This is a genomic window from Neomelitea salexigens DSM 19753 (assembly GCF_000422345.1).
In the GTDB taxonomy this organism is placed as follows: Bacteria; Pseudomonadota; Gammaproteobacteria; order Pseudomonadales; family Spongiibacteraceae; genus Spongiibacter; species Spongiibacter marinus_A.
Genome location: NZ_AULP01000005.1, coordinates 198,750 through 220,027 on the forward strand (window position 1 = coordinate 198,750; position 21,278 = coordinate 220,027).

General features: G+C 55.3%; 19 protein-coding genes. 9 read left to right on the forward strand and 10 right to left on the reverse strand.

Annotated elements, in window-relative coordinates:
- Positions 1-31: 31 nt before the first annotated feature.
- From rsgA to asd, 3 genes are all read left to right on the forward strand, one after another.
- Positions 32-1,042: a small ribosomal subunit biogenesis GTPase RsgA gene (gene rsgA, locus H573_RS0109885; RefSeq protein WP_027874130.1), complete on the forward strand. Its 1,011-nt coding sequence runs from the start codon at positions 32-34 to the stop codon at positions 1,040-1,042.
- Between the two features lie 91 nt (positions 1,043-1,133).
- Entirely contained in the window at positions 1,134-1,958 is an 825-nt protein-coding gene (locus tag H573_RS0109890) for a sulfurtransferase (protein WP_027874131.1), read from the forward strand.
- Between the two features lie 38 nt (positions 1,959-1,996).
- Positions 1,997-2,848 carry an archaetidylserine decarboxylase gene (asd, locus tag H573_RS0109895; protein WP_205618926.1) on the forward strand — a complete coding sequence of 284 codons (852 nt, stop codon included), beginning with the start codon at positions 1,997-1,999 and terminating at the stop codon, positions 2,846-2,848.
- A 62-nt stretch (positions 2,849-2,910) separates the two neighbouring features.
- Here the strand turns inward: asd and epmA are convergent, their stop codons facing one another.
- Together epmA and efp are read right to left on the reverse strand one after the other, a co-directional pair.
- The gene (gene epmA, locus H573_RS0109900) at positions 2,911-3,870 is read right to left on the reverse strand and encodes an EF-P lysine aminoacylase EpmA (protein WP_027874133.1); all 960 of its coding nucleotides are present in this window, start codon (positions 3,868-3,870) and stop codon (positions 2,911-2,913) included.
- Complete coding sequence (efp, locus tag H573_RS0109905) at positions 3,871-4,440, reverse strand: elongation factor P (protein ID WP_027874134.1); 570 nt, start codon at positions 4,438-4,440, stop codon at positions 3,871-3,873.
- A gap of 45 nt (positions 4,441-4,485) precedes the next feature.
- On the opposite strand from efp, the gene epmB reads away from it, so the two are divergent.
- The 3 genes from epmB to H573_RS0109920 all read left to right on the forward strand — a co-directional run bounded on the left by epmB (position 4,486) and on the right by H573_RS0109920 (position 9,410).
- On the forward strand, positions 4,486-5,499 hold the full coding sequence (epmB, locus tag H573_RS0109910; RefSeq protein ID WP_027874135.1) for an EF-P beta-lysylation protein EpmB: 1,014 nt from the start codon (positions 4,486-4,488) through the stop codon (positions 5,497-5,499).
- A gap of 70 nt (positions 5,500-5,569) precedes the next feature.
- Complete coding sequence (locus H573_RS0109915) at positions 5,570-7,369, forward strand: hypothetical protein (protein WP_027874136.1); 1,800 nt, start codon at positions 5,570-5,572, stop codon at positions 7,367-7,369.
- A 34-nt stretch (positions 7,370-7,403) separates the two neighbouring features.
- Positions 7,404-9,410, forward strand: a complete 2,007-nt coding sequence (locus H573_RS0109920) for a sensor domain-containing phosphodiesterase (protein WP_027874137.1) — start codon at positions 7,404-7,406, stop codon at positions 9,408-9,410.
- On the opposite strand, the gene serB is transcribed toward H573_RS0109920, so the two are convergent.
- Positions 9,386-10,627, reverse strand: a complete 1,242-nt coding sequence (gene serB / locus H573_RS0109925; RefSeq protein WP_027874138.1) for a phosphoserine phosphatase SerB — start codon at positions 10,625-10,627, stop codon at positions 9,386-9,388. The two genes, H573_RS0109920 and serB, sit on opposite strands and share 25 nt — an antisense overlap.
- A gap of 179 nt (positions 10,628-10,806) precedes the next feature.
- Here serB and H573_RS0109930 point away from each other — a divergent pair, with 179 nt between their 5' ends.
- Positions 10,807-12,015, forward strand: coding sequence for a hypothetical protein (locus H573_RS0109930; protein WP_027874139.1), 1,209 nt, complete (start codon positions 10,807-10,809; stop codon positions 12,013-12,015).
- On the opposite strand, the gene parC is transcribed toward H573_RS0109930, so the two are convergent.
- The gene (gene parC, locus H573_RS0109935) at positions 11,999-14,260 is read right to left on the reverse strand and encodes a DNA topoisomerase IV subunit A (RefSeq protein WP_027874140.1); all 2,262 of its coding nucleotides are present in this window, start codon (positions 14,258-14,260) and stop codon (positions 11,999-12,001) included. The genes H573_RS0109930 and parC overlap by 17 nt on opposite strands.
- Positions 14,261-14,380: 120 nt before the next feature.
- On the opposite strand from parC, the gene H573_RS0109940 reads away from it, so the two are divergent.
- Positions 14,381-14,635 (forward strand): hypothetical protein, encoded by a 255-nt coding sequence (locus tag H573_RS0109940; RefSeq protein WP_027874141.1) that lies wholly within the window; start codon positions 14,381-14,383, stop codon positions 14,633-14,635.
- 15 nt (positions 14,636-14,650) lie between these two features.
- Here the strand turns inward: H573_RS0109940 and H573_RS19615 are convergent, their stop codons facing one another.
- A complete protein-coding gene (locus H573_RS19615) occupies positions 14,651-14,827 on the reverse strand; it encodes a hypothetical protein (protein WP_027874142.1) in 177 nt (58 codons plus the stop codon).
- Between the two features lie 106 nt (positions 14,828-14,933).
- On the opposite strand from H573_RS19615, the gene H573_RS0109950 reads away from it, so the two are divergent.
- A complete protein-coding gene (locus H573_RS0109950; RefSeq protein ID WP_027874143.1) occupies positions 14,934-15,416 on the forward strand; it encodes an FKBP-type peptidyl-prolyl cis-trans isomerase in 483 nt (160 codons plus the stop codon).
- A 19-nt stretch (positions 15,417-15,435) separates the two neighbouring features.
- Here H573_RS0109950 and H573_RS17755 read toward each other — a convergent pair whose 3' ends face one another.
- The 5 genes from H573_RS17755 to rpsO all read right to left on the reverse strand — a co-directional run bounded on the left by H573_RS17755 (position 15,436) and on the right by rpsO (position 21,278).
- Complete coding sequence (locus H573_RS17755; RefSeq protein WP_051171184.1) at positions 15,436-16,272, reverse strand: alpha/beta hydrolase; 837 nt, start codon at positions 16,270-16,272, stop codon at positions 15,436-15,438.
- On the reverse strand, positions 16,254-18,101 hold the full coding sequence (locus H573_RS17760) for an Lnb N-terminal periplasmic domain-containing protein (RefSeq protein ID WP_084498012.1): 1,848 nt from the start codon (positions 18,099-18,101) through the stop codon (positions 16,254-16,256). Before H573_RS17760 ends, H573_RS17755 begins: the two co-directional genes overlap by 19 nt.
- A gap of 67 nt (positions 18,102-18,168) precedes the next feature.
- Entirely contained in the window at positions 18,169-18,651 is a 483-nt protein-coding gene (locus H573_RS0109965) for a DUF3015 domain-containing protein (RefSeq protein WP_027874144.1), read from the reverse strand.
- 170 nt (positions 18,652-18,821) lie between these two features.
- Complete coding sequence (pnp, locus tag H573_RS0109970) at positions 18,822-20,936, reverse strand: polyribonucleotide nucleotidyltransferase (protein ID WP_027874145.1); 2,115 nt, start codon at positions 20,934-20,936, stop codon at positions 18,822-18,824.
- 72 nt (positions 20,937-21,008) lie between these two features.
- Positions 21,009-21,278, reverse strand: a complete 270-nt coding sequence (gene rpsO / locus H573_RS0109975; RefSeq protein ID WP_027874146.1) for a 30S ribosomal protein S15 — start codon at positions 21,276-21,278, stop codon at positions 21,009-21,011.

Below are 21,278 nucleotides of genomic sequence, written 5' to 3' on the forward strand. Positions count from 1 at the left end.
TAATATGAGCGCTGTTCACGCAGGGTAAGGCATGAGTAAACGCCGAATAAGCCGCCAGCAAAGATGGCGCATAGAAAAAATTCAATCTGAACGCAGCGAACGCGCACGCCGCAAAGCCGCCGATACCGAGGCAGCGTTGAGCGAGGGTGAGCTCGGTGACGAACAAACCGGCATTGTTGTCAGTCACTTCGGCCAGCAACTGGATGTTGAAGGACAAACTGGCGAACAGCAGCGCTGTCATGTCCGCAGTAACATCGACAGCTTGGTCACTGGTGACCAGGTCATCTGGCGGCCGGGCAAGCCCACTGGCGTGGTGGTTGCTCGCGAACCTCGCCGGTCACTGCTGTCCCGCCCCGACAACTTCAATCGTTTAAAGCCTGTTGCGGCCAACATCGACCGTATTGTTATCGTGATTGCACCCGAGCCGCTGGCCCACGCCAATCTGATCGACCGCTACCTTGTCGCGGCGGAACACAGTGACATTACACCGGTACTGCTGCTTAACAAGTCAGATCTCATCGACCCGGAGGGCAACGTCAACTTGCTCAACATGGTGCAGCGCTATCGCGACATTGGCTACGACGTGCTCACCGCCTCCTGCGCCAGTGAAGGCGGCCTCAGCGACTTAAAGGCTCTGCTGGACGGGCATATCAGTGCTTTTGTCGGTCAGTCTGGTGTCGGCAAATCCTCGCTCGTCAACGCCTTATTACCCGGCACTGACAGCCGAGTCGGCGCACTTTCAGAAGCCACGGCCAAGGGTCGCCATACCACAACCACAGCGCGGCTTTACCACTTTCCCGGCGGCGGCAGCTTGATCGATTCACCGGGGATTCGTGAGTTTGCACTGTGGAACCTTGAACCGGAGCAGGTTCTACAAGGGTTTAAAGAATTCCGGCCGTTTATCGGCTTGTGCCGTTTCCGCGACTGCCAGCACCAACAGGAACCGGGCTGCGCGCTTCGCGAGGCTGTTGAGAGCGGTGACATCACCGCACAGCGCTTCGCCAGCTACCAACAAATTATTGCCAGCATAAGCGGCGATTAATGGCGGTGGCGCGCTCAGAAACTGCTGCGACAGAGGCGTCGCAGCACCGCCGCGCTAGCTGTTACAATCCGCCGAAACAGGAGGGAACGCTATGAGTGACTTACCACTACTTATTGAGACCGATGCGCTTGTATCCGCGCTTGACCAGCCAGATTTGCTGATTGTCGATACCAGTAGCCGCGACAACTACCTCCGCCACCATATCCCCGGCGCCGTGCATATTGCCCCCTCGGAACTACAGCGCGGCGAAAAACCAGCAGTCGGCAAAATTCCTCGCGAAGCGGACCTACAGGCGCTGTTCTCGCGCATCGGGCTGCGCCCGGAACACCACGTTGTTGCCTACGACGACGAAGGCGGCGGCTGGGCTGGACGCCTGATCTGGACCCTGGATGCCATTGGGCATCACAACTACTCCTACCTCAATGGCGGTTTGCACGCCTGGCTAGCCGGTGGCCACCCAACCGAAAACGGCGAACACGACGTGCCCAGCAGCGACATCAGCATCCATATTGACAGCACGCCAATCGCTGAGATCGAAGGCTTTATCCATCTTCTTGGCAATAGCCAGCTCGCCATATGGGACGCTCGCAGCGCCGAGGAGTATCGCGGTGAAAAAGTACTGGCTGCGCGGGGCGGCCACATTCCCGGCGCCGTCAACCTGGACTGGCTGGCGCTCATGGACAAAGACAACGACTTCCGCCTGAAAGACCTTGGCGAACTGGAAGCCCAGCTGCAGGCACTGGGCATTACCCGTGACCGCACCGTTATCACCCACTGCCAAACCCATCACCGCTCGGGCCTGAGCTATCTATTGATGAAGATACTTGGCTACCCCCATATCAAAGCCTATGACGGCTCGTGGGGAGAGTGGGGTAATCGCGACGACACGCCAATCAACACCGGCGACGCTCCCTAGAACATTCTTTTACACACTGCCAATGTAGAGGCGACATCGTGAACACTGTTTTTATTATTCTGCAACACCTGCTTCCCCAGCATTTATTGTCGCGCCTTGTCGGGCGGCTGGCGGAGTGTCGCAGCCCATGGCTAAAAAACATCTTGATCAGCCAATTCATCCGACAGTACAAGGTCAACATGGAGGAAACCGCGGCGGACAGCCCGCAGGACTACGCCAACTTCAATGAATTTTTTACCCGCGCGCTGCGCGATGGCGCGCGCCCGATCGACGACAAAGCGGAAAACCTATGCTGCCCAGCGGACGGTGCCATCAGCCAATTAGGTCGCATTCACGATGGCCGTATTTTTCAGGCTAAGGGCCAAGACTACAGCCTGAACACCTTGCTCGGTGGCGACGAGGCGCTCAGCGAAACCTTTCGCGATGGCAGCTTTGCAACCATTTATCTGTCCCCCCGCGACTACCACCGTGTTCACATGCCGATCACCGGCACCCTGCGCAGCATGACTTACATCCCCGGCAAGCTGTTTTCGGTAAACACCACTACCGCTGAAAACGTGCGCAGCCTATTTGCCCGCAACGAGCGGGCGGTGTGTATTTTTGATACCGAGGCCGGGCCTATGGCAATGATTTTGGTGGGCGCCATGATTGTCGCGGGCATTGAGACGGTATGGGCGGGCCAGGTTGCACCACCTCCACGGGAGATTACCACCCGCCATTACCAGGAAACTGAAGCGGCACCAGTACTGCAAAAAGGCGAAGAAATGGGGCGCTTTAAACTGGGGTCAACGGTGATTTTGCTATTCGGCAAAGACCAAGTGGATTGGCTGGAGCAATATGAAGCCTTAACCCCCACGCGACTTGGCGAGGCGCTAGCGCGTCGACGCTAGAAAACCCGCCCTCAACCAACGAGTCTGCCATCGGCTTTCGAGCCCGTGTAGAGCCCGCTGGATCACACCCGATCCAGCGGAAAAGCCACAACCTCGTCAATGCGCGAGCTGCTTGTCGCCAGCATTAATAAGCGGTCCACCCCCACGGCAACACCACAACAGTCGGGCAAACCGGCCTGCATCGCCGACAGCAGGTTGCGGTCGATCGGCGGCAATGTTTGACCGCTTGCCTTACGCTGCTGGTGATCGCGACGTATTCGCTGCAGCAACTCACCGGCATCGCGCAACTCGTCGTAACCATTCGCCAACTCTAAGCCGCCACAGAACGCCTCAAAACGCCGCGCTACCGACTGTCCCTGAGCATCGATGGCGATCTTGGCAAGGGCGGCTTGCGACTCGGGAAAATCAACCACAAAAGTTATAGCCTCATCGTCAAAGCTCGGCTCAACAACGGCCGACATGATCAACTGCAGCCAAGTATCACGCTCATCGCTCTCGAAGTTGATATCCATATGCTGTGACGCACAGTCTCGCAACGCATCGAGGCTGGCGGTATGCGGGTCGAGGCCTACCGCAGCTAAAAACGCCGACCGGTAAGTCATGTGCTTCACTGCTTTATCGCCAACGGCCAAGCGAATAACCGCAGCGACCTCATCCATCAATGATTCGAGCGGTACACCTGGCTCATACCACTCGAGCATGGTGAACTCAGGATTGTGACGAGCGCCGTGCTCGCTGCAACGAAACGCCTTACAGATTTGAAAAATCGCACCGCTGCCAGCAGCGAGCAGGCGCTTCATGGCATATTCGGGGGAAGTCTGTAAGTAGAAAGGATGGTCGCCCGACAGCGGATTTGCCGTGGCAATGGCGTCAATATGGGGGTCGGTTACCGGCGAAGATGCCAGCAGTGGCGTTTCAACTTCCATCACCCCGCGCTCGGCAAAGCGGGTGCGTAGCGCAGCGTATAGTGCGGCCCTGCTGCGCAGGGCCGCCATCGACGCACTGGGGCGCCAGTCTCTCAATTAGCTTTTCACCCGGCTGACGTATTCACCGCTGCGGGTATCAACGCGAATCACTTCACCCTGGCTGATGAACAGCGGAACCTTTACCACAGCTCCGGTGCTCAGGTGGGCAGGCTTGGTACCACCCTGCGCGGTATCGCCTTTCAGGCCGGGGTCGGTTTCGACAATTTCCAACTCGACGAAGTTTGGCGGAGTCACCGACAGGGGCGCACCGTTGTACAGGGTCACGGTGCAAACATCTTGCTCTTTCAACCATTGAGCGGCATCGCCAACAGCCTTTTCATCGGCTTGAACCTGCTCGAAATTGGTTGGGTCCATAAAGTGGAAAAACTCGCCATCGCTGTAGAGGTATTCCATTTCATGATCCATCACATCGGCGCCCTCAAGGGACTCACCCGATTTAAACGTACGCTCCCACACCCGTCCGGTGTTAAGGTTGCGCAGCTTCACGCGATTGAACGCCTGCCCCTTTCCGGGTTTTACAAATTCATTGTCTAGAATTGAACAGGGCTCACCGTCGAGCATCACTTTCAATCCAGAGCGAAATTCATTGGTAGAATAGCTGGCCATGATTATCCTCAGCGACTGGGCTTTAGCGTATTTTAAAAGGGCGACATGATACCTCTTAACGCGCCACATTGGCAGACTACAGATTGGCAACAGCAATACCGCGACATGATCCGCAGCCCGGAACAGCTCTGGCAGCGGCTAGCACTCGATCCCAGTGACCGCCCAGATATTCAGACTGCGCTTGCCGACTTTCCACTGCGCGTTACCGAGGCCTTTGTCGCGAAAATGCAGCCAGGCGACTGGGACGACCCTCTGCTGCTGCAAATACTGCCACAAGCACAAGAGCTGAATGAACAGCCCGGCTACAGCAATGACCCCTTGCAGGAAGCGGCCAGCAACCCATTACCCGGACTTATCCACAAATACCGCGGCCGTGTCCTGATGGTGACCACCCCCGCCTGCGCCGTTCACTGTCGCTACTGCTTTCGCCGTGCCTTCCCCTACAACGACAATCGCGCAAGCCAGGACGACTGGCGTGCGACGCTGGACTATATCAGCGCTCACCCAGAGATAAATGAAGTTATTCTAAGCGGCGGCGACCCCCTGTCGGCGCCGGATGACTACCTTCACCAGCTTGTTGATCGCCTGGCCGCCCTGCCACAAATCGATACCCTGCGGCTGCACACACGCCTGCCACTGGTTTTGCCGGCGAGAATAACCGGCGGGCTGATTGATGCCCTGACGCGACCGCAACTACACACCGTTATCGTTGTGCATGCCAATCACCCCAACGAGGTGGACAGCGACACCGTCACCGCGCTGCTAGAATTAAAGCGGGCCGGATTCACTCTTCTCAACCAGAGCGTGCTGCTTAAAGGAGTGAACGACTGCTCAAAAACACTGACGAGCCTGAGCAAACAATTGTTCGACTGCGGGGTTCTCCCCTACTATCTGCATGTGTTGGACAAGGTTAACGGTGCTGGTCACTTTCACGTTGACGATGCCAAAGCGCGACAAATTATGCAGCAGTTGCTGGCCTCGCTGCCCGGCTACTTAGTACCGCGACTGGTTCGCGAGGAGCCCGGTCAGCGCAGCAAGACACCACTTGCGCTACGCTAATTAAACGCGTAAAAACATATACTTATTTTCCATCGCAGAAGTGATGTATCGCGATTGATAACGGAATGCCATGAACAGCACACCAAGCCTGCTGGTACCGCTGCCGGAAATTAACCGGCACCAACACAGCCTCTTCAGCCTGACGGCATCAGCAGCCGGAAAGTGGCTAGAGACCCTGCCGCGCGCCAACCTTGGCGAAACCACTCGCCGTTTGTATCAAGCGCTGAGTGAGCTCAGCCATGTTCGCTGCAAGGGTCGCGACCGCTTTGAAGTGCTGGAAAAAATTCGCCCCCATGTGCATTACATTACCCGCGGCCTCTCGCAACACTACTTAAATAAACCCATTGTTCTGCCCGAGAAGTCTGAAAAAATCGTTCAGTTGGCAGACACCCTAAACACCTTGCTGGCACTCGGCTACTGCCAGGCCTATGTAAATTTGGAGCTTGAATCCAGGCTGCTCAAGCCTAAAGAGACGCTGGCAACCTGCTTGCATCGCGCGTTAACCGAGTACAGCTGCGTTTTGGTTCGCAGCTACCAGCTATACCGCACACCACCACGACGGTTTTGGCAAAACCTCCACCACATCTACCACAGCGCACAACTGCAAAAGCTCACTAAACATCGCATTGATGACCGCAGCCAAGGCGGCGGCACCGTCGATCAGGCCTATTTACGACCACTTATTTTGGCCTGCAGCCGCTGCTCGCAGCTTTCCCAGCGCTATATCGAACAAGTCTTTTTGGGTTTGCGATACTGGAGCAGCGAGATTGAACTGCGCAGTAAACGCCTTGAAAGCTGTGTTTTTTTACTCGACCCCGAGCAAGACGCTCCCCCGGTCTATCGCGAGCTGGCCGACAAAGCTCCCAGCCCCGGTTGGCTTGGCATCGACACCTCCGCCCTGCAAGGCGGCAGCGCCAAGTTGCTTAGCAAAATCCCTAGCAGCAAACTCAGCGTCGAATTTAAGCTACCTGAACACGTACTCAGCCAGTTGAGTATGGCCTGGAGCGCGGCGACCCTGCGAGCCGCAGAGCGCATTCCCTGCGACGAGACGGCACTCATTACCGTGGGCATGAACCCGACCCACTACTTCGCGGCAAATCAGTCAGATTTTGAGCTGTTCGAACTTGAAGGCAGTGACGCCAGTTCGAAAGCAGACCCCTATAACAACAAACCCCAAAGCTCAGACCGGTGGGCGGGCAGCGGCGGCCGCGACACGCGCGACTACGATAACAATGATCATTGGCACGATGGGCGCAGCGAGCGGGCCGAGATCGAAGACATTTCCTACACCTTGCCACAGACCCAGAATGGCCCCGGTAAGAGCGACAGCCACTACCACTACCAGCGCGCTCGCCTAATGGACAGCAGCACCTCCGGATACCGTATTGAGTGGCCGGATACTATTGAGAGCCGGATTCGCACTGGGGAAGTTATCGGCGTAAAAACTGACGACTATGAAAACTGGCGAATAGCCGTTGTTCGCTGGCTTAGGAGTGACGAGAGCCATCAAATGGGCGTCGAAGTGATTGCGAGCGCGGCAACGGCCTACAGCGCCAGAGCGATGCAATCCGGCCTGGCCTCAGGAGACTTCCAGCGAGCACTACTCATTCCCGGCCGGGACAGCGCTCCCCTGGTGATGTTAACCAACATCACTGGCTTTGCAACGGGGCAGACGGTAGAACTGATTCGCCCCGGCCACGTTATGCGTATAAAACTCGATGAGATCGTCGACAGTTCAACGGCATACAAGCTGTTCGCGTACACAGATACCATCCGGCAACAAACCAGCAGTGTCGATCGTATTGTGGCAAAACGCGGTGACGACGATGACAATGAAGGCGACTTCAACAAGCTCTGGGATATTTTGTAAGCGCCGTACCCGGCGACGTCAATGTTGAGAAATTATGGCCCGCACCTCCGCGATAAAACTGCTGCTTATCGGCTTCAATGACGACAATGCTGAAGACATCATCAGCACATTTCGCCGCGCCGGCAAGGTCGCCCATAGCAAGCTGCTTAACGATGGCAAAGAGCTGCAGGAGCAACTGAGCGGCAGCCGCTGGGACTTAGCATTCTTCGATGCAGTACACTCCAAATTATCGATCGCGCAGTGCGGCCAGATACTCAGGCACGCCAACGTCGACTTGCCATTTATCTACCTCAGTGACGACGAAAACATCCCATTGCCCGACACCTCCGTCAGTTTGGTGCTGAGCAACCAAAACCGCGCGCGCCTGCTGTTTTTTGCACAGCGAGAACTTGAGGCGCTGGCAATCCGCAGGGAGCTCGATGCCACCAAAGCGGCATTACTTGAAGAGCAACAACGCAATGCACTGCTGCTGGACTCGCACCAAGATGCGGTTTGCTATATCACTGATGGCATGATTATTTATGCCAATGCGCTGTTCTGTCAGCAAGTCGGCCATGAGGATCTGGACGGCTTTCCTATCGTCGATTTGATTTGCAACAAAGATCAAGATCGCTTTAAAAATGCCCTGAAAAAGCAGCCGGGCAACAGTGACAGCAGCACATTGGAAATTAGTTTCTTAAGTAGCGACGAACAAGAACTAAAAAGCTCAGTCACTTGCAATAACGCTAGCTACGACGGCGAGGCCTGCGTACAACTAACCCTGCACGAAGCCGGCAGCGGCGCTGCCACTGGTCACCTCGACGCAACAACCGGGCTGGCAAATCGCAAGCACTTCGTACAACTGCTACAAGACTTTGTCGACGCGCAGCGAAACAGCAATAGCTCACTCATCGTGCTGCAACTCGACAACTTCGACAAGTTCCGGCGCGACTTAAACCTGCACAATACCGAAACGCTAATTCAGGTCTTGAGCGAGCGTCTTCAAGCATTAATTCCGGCACAATACTACGGCCGCATCGCCGACGACCTGTTCGCGGTGATCGCCCACCATGTTCCCAGTCAACGCGCCTTAGAAACCAGCCAAGAAGCACTGAAGTCGATCGAGTCTGAGATTATTGAGGTAAAAAAACAGTCGCTGCAATGTCACTTTAGCGCAGCGATTATGCCCATTAATCACCTCACCACGCCTCACGCTGCGACCCTGCTTGATCAGTGTTTTGAGACGGTGCAAAACATCGCTGCCGATGGTGGTAACGCTGCCGAAATTTATCACCGCGATCGCCAGCAGCTGCAGCGCAGTGATGAGATAAGCACACTTATTGAAGAAGCCTTTGCCGACCAGCGCCTGCAAATCCTGTTTCAACCCATTATTAATCTCAGCGATGCCGAGGGGGATTACTACGAAGCCTCGCTGGATATTAGAGATTGGCAAGAAGGAGAAGTGACCGCGGGGGAAATGCTGCGCGTTGTCGAGAAAGAGCCAAACAACAATAAGCTCGATCGATGGATTGTGGTTGAAACAACCAAGGTCTTGGCGAAAAAGCGCGCCGCTGGCGAGGATACAAAATTAACCATCAACCTCAGCGGCAATGTCTTCCACGACAGCGAGTTTTGCTCATGGCTGAGCGTCGCCATGAAAGCCGCCGGCCTTCCCGGTAGTGCGCTGATATTGCAGTTTAGCGAAGAGAGCATTGCCAGCTCGCTGAAGCCTGCTCTCGATTGCTGTCGCCAGCTGGAATCGCTGGGGGTTGGGCTAGCTGTGCGCAACTTCGGCCGCAGCCAAGACGGCAATAAATTCCTGGAACACATTAAACCCGCGCTGATTAAACCGGGCGTGCGTAAAACCGACAGTCTGAGCGCCGATGAAATCAGAGAGATCATCCAAGGTGGTCGCCAACTGAATAGCCGTGTTCTGATCCCCAACGTCAGCAGTGCCGCCAGCTTGGCCGTGCTGTGGCAACTCGGCCCTGACTTTATTCAGGGCAGTTATGTGCAAGATCCATCCACGGAAATGTCTTACGAATTTGCTGCCTTCGGTTGAGCGGAAGGGCTGCTTAGGCGGTCACTGATTCCCAGCAGGTACAAAATGCTGTCTAAACCGAGGGTAGAAATCGACTGTTTAGCGTTCTCACGCACAATCGGCTTGGCGCGGAATGCGATCCCTAGGCCCGCGATACTCAGCATGGGCAGGTCATTGGCGCCATCACCCACCGCAATCACCTGCTCCATGTCGATACCCTCTCGCTGGGCAATTTCACGCAGCAGTTCGGCCTTGCGTTGACCATCAACCACTACCCCGCTGACCTCGCCCGTTACACGGCCTTCTTCAATTGCCAGTTCATTGGCATAGACATAGTCAATGCCAAGACGCTTTTGCAGGTAGTGACCGAAGTAGGTAAAACCACCGGACAAAATCGCGGTTTTATAGCCCAGTTTCTTCAAGGTGGATACCAGGCGTTCGGCGCCCTCGGTGATCGGTAAACTCTCGGCAATCCCCTCCAATACCGACTCATCCAAGCCTTTCAAAAGCGCGACCCGGGCAGCAAAGCTTTCTTTAAAGTCGATCTCTCCGCGCATCGCGCGCTCGGTGATCTCTGCCACTTTTTCGCCAACGCCGGCTGCGCTGGCCAGCTCATCAATCACCTCGGCTTCGATCAGCGTCGAATCCATATCAAAGGCGACCAGGCGACGCGTGCGGCGGAACATGCTGTCTTCTTGGTAGGCGATATCAATATCCATCTCGCTGGCGAGCGTAAGTAGCTCGCCGCGAAAATCCGATGCATCCGCCAAATTGCCTCGCACAGAGAGCTCCACCGACGCCTTCGACTGCTCGTCCACCCCCTCCAGCGGCACCCGCCCAGACAAGCGATCAATGCGGTCGATATTCAAACCATAGCGTGAAACGATCTCGGTGACGTGGGCGATATGCTGGGCGCTGATTTTACGCGCCAACAAAGTCACAATGTGGCGCTGCTTGCCCTGCCCGGCTACCCACTGCTGATAACTGTCGGCACTCACCGGCAAGAATCGCACTTGCAACCCCATTTCGTGGCAGCGGAATAATACATCTTTGAGAATACTCGCCGCTTCCGTTCCCGAGGGCAGGGACACCAGCAGGCCCAGTGACAGCGTGTCGTGGATCACTGCCTGACCGATATCCAACACCGCCACATCGTGGTCAGCCAGAATACCAGTAATGGAACTGGTTACGCCGGGACGGTCGTCGCCGGCAATATTGATCATGATAATTTCGTTCACACTGCCCCCTTGGTTTGGCGCTATTGTAGCGGGAGTGCCCCGCCTGCCCAAGCACTGCTGGCAGCGGAGGCGACTTTCTGCCATCGCTTTTGTACAAGATCTGCGGAAAATGCACTTTACCCGCTAACAGCCTTGTTATACTCCTGCCAGGCAACCACTCTCTCAGCGGATAGACAAACATGCTAAAACAGCTTCTGCGCCTACCCCTAGCGTCGAAATGTGGCCTTATCGCCGCGCTGATATGCGGCATTGCTGGCCTTACCTTGCTAATTACCAGCATGACCGCCAGCAAGCAGATCCTGCTGGAGACCACCCGCTTGATTGGCCAGCAGTGGACCAACCAACTTGCCTCCCAGAGCCAGCAAGCCCTGTTGCGCAATGACCGTGTCAGCCTGCAGGCCATTTTGCAGGACTATATCGAGAGCCCGCTCATCGTGTACGGCAGCATTCAAAATGCGCGCGGCGAAGCCGTAGCAGAAGCGGGAACCTGGCGAGACGACCACCTGAACTACCAGTCAGCCGTCGCTGCAGACGGGCGTCTCGGGCAAGTGAAGCTGTCGTTAAGCAGCGAGCTAATTGGCAATGAAATACGCGATCTGGGTAAAACGCTGTTATTGCTCACCGCCATTCTCTGCTGCTTAAGCTATGCACTGATCGCCGTACCCATGCTCGGCATCGAGCGCCACCTGGATCGAGCGCGCGCGCGTCTTGCGCAACCGATCAAAGACGATGAGAGCCTCTATCCCGGCCGAGATGCACTCGGCGAGCTGTTAAATGAAATACATAATCCCCAGATTCGGCTGATGCAGGCCGGTGAAAAACGCTATCGCGACTACTACATACTGCATTGCCATTGGCAGGCCTACGACGACCTGAAAGAAAAAATGACCGCGGAACGCTTTGAGCAGCAGCTGCAGACGGCGTTCGCCCGCAGCGAGGCCATTGCTCGCCTCTACCACGGCGAACTCATACTGACTCGGCACAACGCCGTCACACTGCGTTTATTCCAACTGGACGGCTGCGACGCGCCGCTATTTCGCGCACTTTGCGCCGCAGAGCTACTCCACAAGCTCGACCGCAGTTTAAAAATCCGCCCGGGTATCGCCCGCGTCTGCAGTGAGGGCAGTGACTGGCACTGCCAAGCTGATGAATGCGCGGCCATTGATCGGCTACATACCACCACCGCCGAAGGCGAAGGGATCTGGCTGGACAACAACTGCTGCAACCACGAGCGCCTCGATGCCTGGGCAAGCTGTCGAGGCAACCGCGTGGGAAGCCTCAAGTCGCCCTACAATGAGTTACTGGAGCGCCAGCACAGTCAGTTGAAACCGCTCGATCTGGAGCAACTGCAGCGTCGCCCCAATGGCGGCGCTACTGCTCCGCACTAATCAACTCAACGCCATCAACTTTCTGGAAGCCACGCGGCAATTTATGGCCGCGGCGACCGCGCTCACCCAAATAGTGCTCCAGCTCGGAGAGTTTTAAAGACAGGTGGCGCTTACCAGAGAGCACCTTAATGCTGTCGCGACTGCCCATTACCACCGTTGCCACCACATACTCTTCTCGGCTGGCGACGCGAGCACCGGGAATACCGATCAGCTTGTTACCTTTGCCACGCGCCATAATCGGCAAATCTGTGACGGGGAAAACCAACATACGGCCCTCGCTGCTGATCACCACGACAAAATGCTCTTCAAGCCCGGCAACCGCAACCGGCGACATCACCTGACCACCTTTAGGCAGAGTCAGGGTCGCTTTACCGGCTTTGTTTTTACTGTGTAAATCACCCAGCTTGGCAACAAAGCCATAACCCGCATCGGAGGCCAGCAGGTAATAGCTGTCGTCGCCGCCCATCATCATTCCGCAGAAGCTCACTCCCGACGGCGGGTTAATGCGCCCAGTCAGAGGCTCCCCCTGCCCGCGAGCCGATGGCAATGTGTGAGCGGCGACGCTGTAACTGCGCCCCGTGCTGTCCAGAATCAATACAGACTGGTTACTGCGCCCCCTTGCCGCCAAATTGAAACGGTCGCCCGACTTGTAGCTGAGAGCAACAGGGTCAATATCGTGGCCCTTGGCCGCGCGAATCCAACCCATTTCCGACAAAACAATAGTTACTGGATCAGCGGAGACGATATCCTCTTCCGCAAAGGCCTTCGCCTCGTTACGCGCCACCAGCGGTGAGCGGCGCTCGTCACCATATTCCTCTGCAGCGGCCAATAGCTCTTTGCGCACCAGCGTTTTCATTCGACGGGTGGAGCCAAGCGTCTGCTCTAGCTGGTCTCGCTCGGCCGACAGCTCTTCCTGCTCGCCGCGAATTTTCATCTCCTCAAGCTTGGCCAAATGACGCAGTTTCAACTCAAGGATGGCTTCGGCTTGCGTGTCGCTCAAACCGAAACGCTCCATGAGCACAGGCTTCGGCTTATCCTCTTCACGGATAATGGCAATGACTTCATCGATATTGAGAAACGCTACCAATAAACCATCGAGAATATGCAAGCGTTTCAGGACTTTATCGAGGCGGAACTCCAAGCGCCGGCGAGTGGTGTTGGTACGAAACTCCAGCCACTCTCCGAGAATACGATCCAGGCTCTTTACCTGTGGCCGGCCATCAATACCGATCATATTCATGTTGACCCGATAACTGCGCTCCAAGTCCGTGGTGGCGAACAAATGGTTCATTAGCGCTTCGGTATTCACTCGATTAGAGCGAGGCACAATCACCAGGCGAGTCGGGTTTTCATGATCGGACTCATCGCGTAAGTCGACCACCATTGGCAATTTCTTCGCCTGCATTTGTTGGGCGATTTGCTCCAACACCTTGGAGCCTGAGGTCTGATGGGGCAACGCGGTAATAACAATGTCGTCGTGCTCCTCCTGCCACACCGCCCGCATTCTCAACGAGCCGCGCCCGGTCTCATAGATTTTTCGAATTTCGTCAGCGGGGGTAATCAGCTCGGCATCGGTAGGAAAGTCCGGGCCCTTCACGTGCTCACAGAGTTCGGCAACGCTGGCTTTGGGCGCATCGAGTAGATGAATGCAGGCACTTACCACTTCCCGCAGATTATGGGGGGGGATATCGGTGGCCATACCCACCGCGATACCTGTGGTACCGTTCAGCAAAATATTGGGCACCCGCGCGGGCAGCATGGCGGGCTCATCGAGCGCGCCGTCAAAATTCGGCACCCAATCTACCGTGCCCTGCCCCAACTCGCTCAGCATGACTTCGGCGTAGCGCGTCAACTTGGATTCGGTATAGCGCATCGCCGCAAACGATTTAGGGTCATCGGGAGAACCCCAGTTCCCCTGACCATCAATCAACGGATAACGGTAGGAGAAGTCCTGAGACATCAGCACCATGGCCTCATAGACCGCGCTATCGCCGTGGGGGTGGAATTTACCGATAACATCGCCAACGGTGCGCGCCGACTTCTTGTATTTTGCGCTGGCCTTTAACCCCAGCTCACTCATCGCATAGACAATTCGGCGCTGAACAGGCTTTAAGCCATCGGCAATATTCGGCAGCGCACGATCAAGAATAACGTACATGGAGTAATCCAAATACGCCTTCTCGGTATAAGATTTTAATGGGATCTGCTCAACGCCATCAGCGCCGATCACGATATTGTCAGACATAGGTTTAGCCAGTTCCTCAAATGTTCAGCATTCCCGCAGAATGCCCCATACGTGTAATTACGAAGCGCTTACACTGCGGTGCCGTCATATACTTTTGCCATGTCACAAGAGGATTGCGAAATGGCAATGTCAAAAGTAGTCACGCTGTCAGAGTATCGAGAAAACACTCAGCAGATGCAGATCGACGACATTAGCGCACAGGCGTTCTTGTTTCTACAGGAACAAGCCTCAGAGAACAACGTTCCCATGCGAAAACTCCTCATGGAGCACCTGTTAGGGATCGCATGCGTGGTGAAAGCGGTGGAAGGCCATGACGAGGCTCAAAACTGGTTGGCACTGATCAGCGCAGAGTTAGACGAAGAGCTCGCACACTAAACTAAGCCCACGCGCTTAGTCGGCGCGGGTTTTCGTCAACCCACAGCGCTCACACTTATAAACACTCACCAGCCGCCCCTGCTTTACATCAAACTGCGTACGCTTTTCCACCTTCCATTTATGGTGGCCTTCCCGGCACAGGCTGCTTTGTTTGCGCGGCTTGCGTGGCGCAAATTTAACGACCTCCCCCATATTTTCGAACTCCTTTCTTGTTTTTCTACCCTAAGCCCTCATCAGCACTTATTATACGCGGCAAATGCTCTAGTGAGCCGTGGCAGTGATGATTGCAGGGGGATGTATGGAAATCGATACTAATTGTGTGGTGGCCTTCCACTATGAGCTGCGCGACAGCAGCGGCAGCGTATTGGAAAGTAACTTTGGCGAGACGCCCACCCTCTATTTACACGGTGCTAACAATATTATTCCCGGCCTGGAAAAAGCCTTCAGCAAACGCCAAGCCGGTGAAGACTTTGAAGTCACCCTCCCTCCCGAGCAAGCCTACGGCGTAGTGCAAGAGGGAAAACAGCAACGCATTCCCGCCAAGTACTTGAAGCACGAGGGTAAATTACGTGTGGGCCAAGTCGTGCGCTTCAATACCGACCAGGGCAGCCGTAGCGCTACAGTAGTGAAGGTGGGCAAATTCTCTGTCGATGTGGACACCAACCACCCACTGGCAGGTAAAACCCTTACCTTTACTATTCATATCGACTCAGTGCGCGCCGCCACCGCGGAGGAGCGTGAGCACGGCCACGCTCATGGCGAGGGCGGTCACCAACACTGACGCCGTTGGTTCACGTAGCTTAGCGCCCTAAGCTCTCATCAATAAAATCCAGTAGGCGCTGCCGCATGGCGGCACGGCGGAAACTTTCAATATGACCGCCGTCGTACAGGTAAAGTGACTTTGGCGGTTTGACGTGTTCATGCAACTGCTGCGCATGGTGCAGGGCGATCACTGGGTCGCGTCGGCCGTGAATAATGAGCACTGGCGCTGGCGGCAGCAATGGCAGCGCATCGATGGGGTCAAAGCCCGACGGCATGGCCCAGCCAGCTGGCCACTGCAACAACCAGGTGAGGGGACTCTTAGCAGCCTGCTCTCTCGCCACAGCAGAGTAGCGAGTAAAACCGGCATCGAGCACCAGCCCGGCAATATGTCCCGTAAGCGCCTCGGCCTCTCGCGCAGTCGCAGCAGCCATCAGGCTTGCCCCTAAGCTCTGTCCCAATCCAAACAAGGGCCAATCCCCCTGCTCAGCCAATAACCACTGCCAGCTCGCGCGTACATCTTCAACCGCCGCCGCGACACTGGGCACCCCTTCGGATTTACCGAAGCCGCGATAGTCAATTAACAGAACATTGACGCCCTCTTTCGGCAACCAATACACACTCGCCAAGTGGGTACTGATATTCTCGGCATTGCCGTGACTGAATAACAGCGTTGCGCGGGGCTGCTCAGCGGGCAGCCACCAGCCGTGGAGCGCTGTATTTCCGACAGGGATTCGCACATCCTGATACGCAAGGCCGACATCTTCCGGCGTGCGCAACAACTGCTGCTGCGGAAAAAATAACAGCGCCTCGCAGCCACTTAATAAAACAACGGCGACACACAACGCCGCCGCACGGCCTAAAAATGCTGGCGCCATGATAACGCTACTCCGTGAGAATGCCCCCAGGGCTGATCTCGATAGTCGATACTCAGACGCAGACTGCTATTGGCAGACCATACATAATTCCCGCTGAGCTTAAGGGTCTTCCTTTCTCCGGCGCCGGAAAAGTCCTGCCACTGGCCTGCCAGCTCTGCGGAATACTTCGTCCCTTGCCAAAGCTGGCCAATATTAACGCCCGGCGCCAACCGCCAGTCCTCGCGAAAATCCGCGTTATACTCAAAACGCAATGCCGGCATCAGGTAGGCCACCCCCTTCATCACTGGCCAGGTGCCACCGCCACTGGCATTAATTTGCGCTACAAGCGGCTGATTAGGGGCATCATCCAAACGCTCCAATCCCAGCTGGACCTGCCAGCTGATCGGTGAAAAGAACTCTCCCCGAGGAGACAAGGAACGGATGTCGACAAGGTCGAAGCGCTGCAGGCGCACGCCTTCCTGATCCTGCCACCGCAACGCCAAGTTACCCATTACCAAGCTGGCTCCCTCGGGATAACCTGCCATACCATCCAGGGCATCGTGGTAACTAATCCGCCAGTCCAGATCGACATACTCCAGCGCCTCGTTCCCTGCAGGCGCCTGCTCGGAAAACTCTCGATAACCCACGCCCAGGCCGAACATTGACGTTCTGTGCCCACGCTCCGGTCGCGGCGGCGTGCTGACTACCGGCGCGCTAAAGCCCCCTGGCTTACGTGCACCACGGAGTAAGCGAAGACTCCGCGCCGCCATTTCACTGGTTCGCGGTGCCGTATTCAGCCGATAGCGCAAGTATCGATAAGCCGCCAGGTAGGTTGCTCGCTGAGCGTCGGCATCAAGGCCGGTATCCGCTAAGTCTTCCTTTCCACCATCGGCCAATTGGCGAACCCAGACCCTTTGCTCGGCACTGAGAGCAGCCGTTAAGGTATCTAACTCCAACCGCTTTGATGGCCGGTAATCAATCTGACCGACTAATCCAGCGTCAACCACTTCGCGCACCGTGTCCACTGGCATTGCGGCATATTCGAAGGGGCTCGTTAGATCCAGACCGGGGCGCGCAACTTCCAATAGCTCCAACAAGCGGTAGGAACAGTTTTCGTCAAAGAAAAAATAGTCGAAGTTAACATTGCGCAACTCCCACACATGACTGAGCAAACGCTCTATTTCTTCATCCGCTAATGTCAGCCGATACTCCCACATATCGCGATTTTCCAGGCGGGTATACTCCTGAATTTTTTGATAGTAAGGCTGCATACTGAACAGCCCTGGGTAGCCACCGAATAAGCCCCGGTAGGCGTAGAGCAAATCGTTCTCACCTGGCGGGATATTCGCGCCGAAATTTAGCGCATACGATAGGAAGTCGCTGTCGCCGCGCTCGCCGGCAGGATCCAATCGCAAAAAGGTATGCCCATACATCGACGAGGGACTATTCAAATAACTTGAGGCGAGCACTAAAACAACCGCATCCACATTAAGCTTGTCACGCCATTGCCGATATTCTTCGCAGTGCTGAGCCGCCGGTGCCAACAGCTTTTTCTCGACCAGCCATTGCTCTCGCGCTGGATAGCGGCATCGCAACGACGGCTCCGCTGAAAACGCCGCAAGCGTTTCTGTTAGTTCTGCGAGTGGACTACTCCGGCCAGTCTCAGCCAGAAAAAAGCGCGGGTCGTCGACATAGCTCGGGCCTGTCGATGACTTTGGGAAGTGCAGCAACGCGCGCCACTGTGGCTCCGCGGCATACGCCTGCAGTGACTCCATCGTGGTCGCAAACAATGCTGAGCTGGCGCACATACCCAACAATATAGTCAGAGCTAGTTTTAGCTTCGCTCTCATATTTTATTTCTTCCATAAACACAAAACGGCCCCTCGGGGCCGTTAAGGTAACGCTAATGCCAAGCAATTAGGAAACGTATTTCGCCAGCTGCTTATCCTGCTTCATCAATTCCACAATAGAATTCATCACAGATTCTGCATTCACGTCAGCTGAGGGGAACAGGCTGTCGAAATTATTATGCAGTGTGGTTTTAAATACTGCGCGGTCTTCCTCAGCAATGCCAAAAGACACAGCAACAGCCGTCAGGGCCTCGCCTTCACCACGAGCGACGTCTTCAGAAAACTCGTCCATGATCTGACCGACGTTCACCATCGACTTACCACCATATGTCAGCGTGCCGTCGGCTGAACAACCGTTGGTGCCAGAGGTCATACCGAACGTCGCATTACCGGAGGTACCATTAGTCCATGAAGCCAGGAAGTGAGATGCCAGTCCAGACTGGCCTGAGAATAGCATGTTCCCCCAACCGCAATTTGGGCCACCCGGCGCGACAGCGAAACTTGCACTAGATGCCGCCAAAAAAGCCGTTGCCATCATTACTTTTTTCATAGATTTTCCTCTTGTTGTTGTTTGTATTCCATCAAACTGCACGTCGAGATTATCACAGCCTTCAAGCTTGTCTAGCGGCAATCTCCGCTATGTCACACTATATAAAAATGACTTTATCTCACGCATAAAAAAACCCCACCGGGGTGGGGTTTCGTTCACAGCGAGAGCGCTTATTCCGCTTCGGGAGCGGCGGCCTCTTCTGCTTCAACTTCTTTCATAGAAAGTTTAATGCGACCACGCTGGTCGACATCCAGGACTTTAACTTTAACTTCCTGACCTTCCTTCAAGTAGTCGCTGACATTCTCAACACGCTCTTCCGAGATTTGCGAGATATGCACCAGACCATCCTTGCCAGGCAGGATATTAACAAAGGCACCAAAGTCGACGATACGCGCGACAGTACCAACGTAGGTTTCACCCACTTCAGCTTCTGCAGTAATAGCAAGAATGCGCTCTACTGCTGCGTCACGAGAGCCAGCATCAGACCCGTAAACACGCACGGTGCCATCATCTTCGATGTCGATTTGCGCTTCAGTCTCTTCGCAAATACCGCGAATAGTTGCGCCGCCTTTACCGATGATGTCGCGAATCTTGTCAGAGTCGACTTTCATCACGTGCATGCTGGGGGCATTGTCCGACACGCCGTCGCGAGATACCGACAGCACCTGATTCATCTGACCCAGGATGTGCAAGCGCGCTTGTTGAGCTTGTTCCAGCGCCACTTCCATGATCTTTTGCGTGATACCTTCGATCTTGATGTCCATCTGCAATGCAGTAACACCGTCGGCTGTACCGGCAACTTTAAAGTCCATATCACCGAGGTGATCCTCATCACCCAGGATATCGGTCAGTACCGCGAAGCGCTCACCCTCTTTAACCAGACCCATGGCAATACCAGCAACGGGTGCTTTCAGCGGCACACCGGCATCCATCAGCGACAGGCTGCCAACGCACACTGAGGCCATCGAGCTAGAACCATTGGATTCAGTAATTTCAGACACCACGCGAATGGTGTAAGGGAATTCTTCAGCCGTAGGCAGTACCGCAGCCAAACCACGACGGGCCAAGCGGCCGTGACCGATTTCGCGGCGGCCTGTGCCACCCATGCGACCACACTCGCCCACCGAGTAAGGAGGGAAGTTGTAGTGCAGCATAAAGTTGTCTTTACGCTCGCCTTCCAAGGCATCGATGAGCTGTGCGTCACGAGTGGTACCCAGCGTCGCAACACCAATGGCCTGAGTTTCACCACGAGTGAAAAGTGCAGAACCGTGGGCCTTGTTCAGCATGCCCACTTCAACGTTAATGGGTCGCACAGTGCGGCCATCGCGACCATCAATGCGTGGCTCACCATTGAGGATACGCTGACGAACAATTTGCTTTTCCAGCTTACCGAATACTGCTTTCACGTCTTCGGCATCAAACTCGGCGTCATCACCAGAAGCCAGTTGCTCAACCGCTTGGTCGCGCAGCTCGCCCACTTTGGCGTAGCGCTCCATTTTGTCGGTAATGCGGTAGGCCTCACCCAAACCACCTTTAAAGCCATCGGCAACAGCGGCCATCAGCGCCGTGTTCTCAGGCTCTGGCTGCCAGTCCCAAGTGGGCTTGCCGGCTTCAGCGGCCAGCTCTTTAATCACTTTAACGGCGGCTTGCATTTCCTGGTGGGCGTACAACACCGCACCCAGCATTTGATCTTCGCTCAGCTCTTGCGCCTCTGATTCAACCATCAGAACAGCGTCTTCAGTGCCCGCAACAACCATGTCCAGCAGGCTTGTGCTCAGCTGGCTGTAGCTAGGGTTGAGGATATAGCCATCTTCTGCGGTGAAGCCCACGCGAGCGGCGCCGATAGGACCAGCAAAAGGAACACCCGATACTGCCAGCGCCGCCGACGTACCGATCAGTGCCGCAATATCCGGATCAACGTCTTTTTCAGACGACATGACGGTACAAACAACCTGCACCTCATTTTTAAACCCATTGGGGAATAACGGACGAATCGGACGGTCGATCAAACGCGACGTCAGCGTTTCTTTCTCAGAGGGACGACCTTCGCGCTTGAAGAAACCACCGGGGATTTTACCGACGGAGTAAGCACGCTCTTGGTAATGCACAGACAACGGGAAAAAGTCCTGACCGGGCTTGGCAGTTTTTGCTGCAACGACGGTACACAGAACTTGAGTTTGCTCGATTGTTACGAGCACCGCACCACTTGCCTGACGGGCAACGCGGCCGGTTTCCAATGTAACGGTTTGACCGCCCCACTGGAACGTTTTAGAAACGGGATTCACGAATTATTTCCTCCCTAAACAGGGGTTACAAAAAGTATGAGGGGGCCTGCGGCCCCCTCACTTATTCTTCTTTTAGCGACGCAGACCCAAACTTTTAATCAGTTTGCTGTAACGCTCTTGGTCTTTGCGTTTCAGGTAGTCCAGCAATTTACGACGCTGGTTTACCATGCGGATCAAACCACGGCGAGAGTGGTGATCCTTTTTGTGGCCTTCAAAGTGACCCTGCAACTTGTTGATGTTTACCGTCAACAATGCAACTTGAACTTCTGGCGAACCAGTGTCGCCTTCGGCAGTTTGGTACTGTTTTACAACTTCAGCTTTTTCTGCGGCAGATAGTGCCAT

What these genes read in the sequence shown, in the direction of transcription:
- efp (WP_027874134.1), bottom strand. Translation starts at nt 4,440, where the DNA reads ATGGCCAGCTATTCTACCAATGAATTTCGCTCTGGATTGAAAGTGATG.
- H573_RS17755 (WP_051171184.1), bottom strand. Translation starts at nt 16,272, where the DNA reads ATGGCGCCAGCATTTTTAGGCCGTGCGGCGGCGTTGTGTGTCGCCGTT.
- epmB (WP_027874135.1), top strand. Translation starts at nt 4,486, where the DNA reads ATGATACCTCTTAACGCGCCACATTGGCAGACTACAGATTGGCAACAG.
- parC (WP_027874140.1), bottom strand. Translation starts at nt 14,260, where the DNA reads ATGTCTGACAATATCGTGATCGGCGCTGATGGCGTTGAGCAGATCCCA.
- H573_RS17760 (WP_084498012.1), bottom strand. Translation starts at nt 18,101, where the DNA reads ATGAGAGCGAAGCTAAAACTAGCTCTGACTATATTGTTGGGTATGTGC.
- H573_RS0109940 (WP_027874141.1), top strand. Translation starts at nt 14,381, where the DNA reads ATGGCAATGTCAAAAGTAGTCACGCTGTCAGAGTATCGAGAAAACACT.
- rsgA (WP_027874130.1), top strand. Translation starts at nt 32, where the DNA reads ATGAGTAAACGCCGAATAAGCCGCCAGCAAAGATGGCGCATAGAAAAA.
- H573_RS19615 (WP_027874142.1), bottom strand. Translation starts at nt 14,827, where the DNA reads ATGGGGGAGGTCGTTAAATTTGCGCCACGCAAGCCGCGCAAACAAAGC.
- rpsO (WP_027874146.1), bottom strand. Translation starts at nt 21,278, where the DNA reads ATGGCACTATCTGCCGCAGAAAAAGCTGAAGTTGTAAAACAGTACCAA.
- H573_RS0109930 (WP_027874139.1), top strand. Translation starts at nt 10,807, where the DNA reads ATGCTAAAACAGCTTCTGCGCCTACCCCTAGCGTCGAAATGTGGCCTT.
- H573_RS0109915 (WP_027874136.1), top strand. Translation starts at nt 5,570, where the DNA reads ATGAACAGCACACCAAGCCTGCTGGTACCGCTGCCGGAAATTAACCGG.
- H573_RS0109950 (WP_027874143.1), top strand. Translation starts at nt 14,934, where the DNA reads ATGGAAATCGATACTAATTGTGTGGTGGCCTTCCACTATGAGCTGCGC.
- H573_RS0109890 (WP_027874131.1), top strand. Translation starts at nt 1,134, where the DNA reads ATGAGTGACTTACCACTACTTATTGAGACCGATGCGCTTGTATCCGCG.
- H573_RS0109965 (WP_027874144.1), bottom strand. Translation starts at nt 18,651, where the DNA reads ATGAAAAAAGTAATGATGGCAACGGCTTTTTTGGCGGCATCTAGTGCA.
- H573_RS0109920 (WP_027874137.1), top strand. Translation starts at nt 7,404, where the DNA reads ATGGCCCGCACCTCCGCGATAAAACTGCTGCTTATCGGCTTCAATGAC.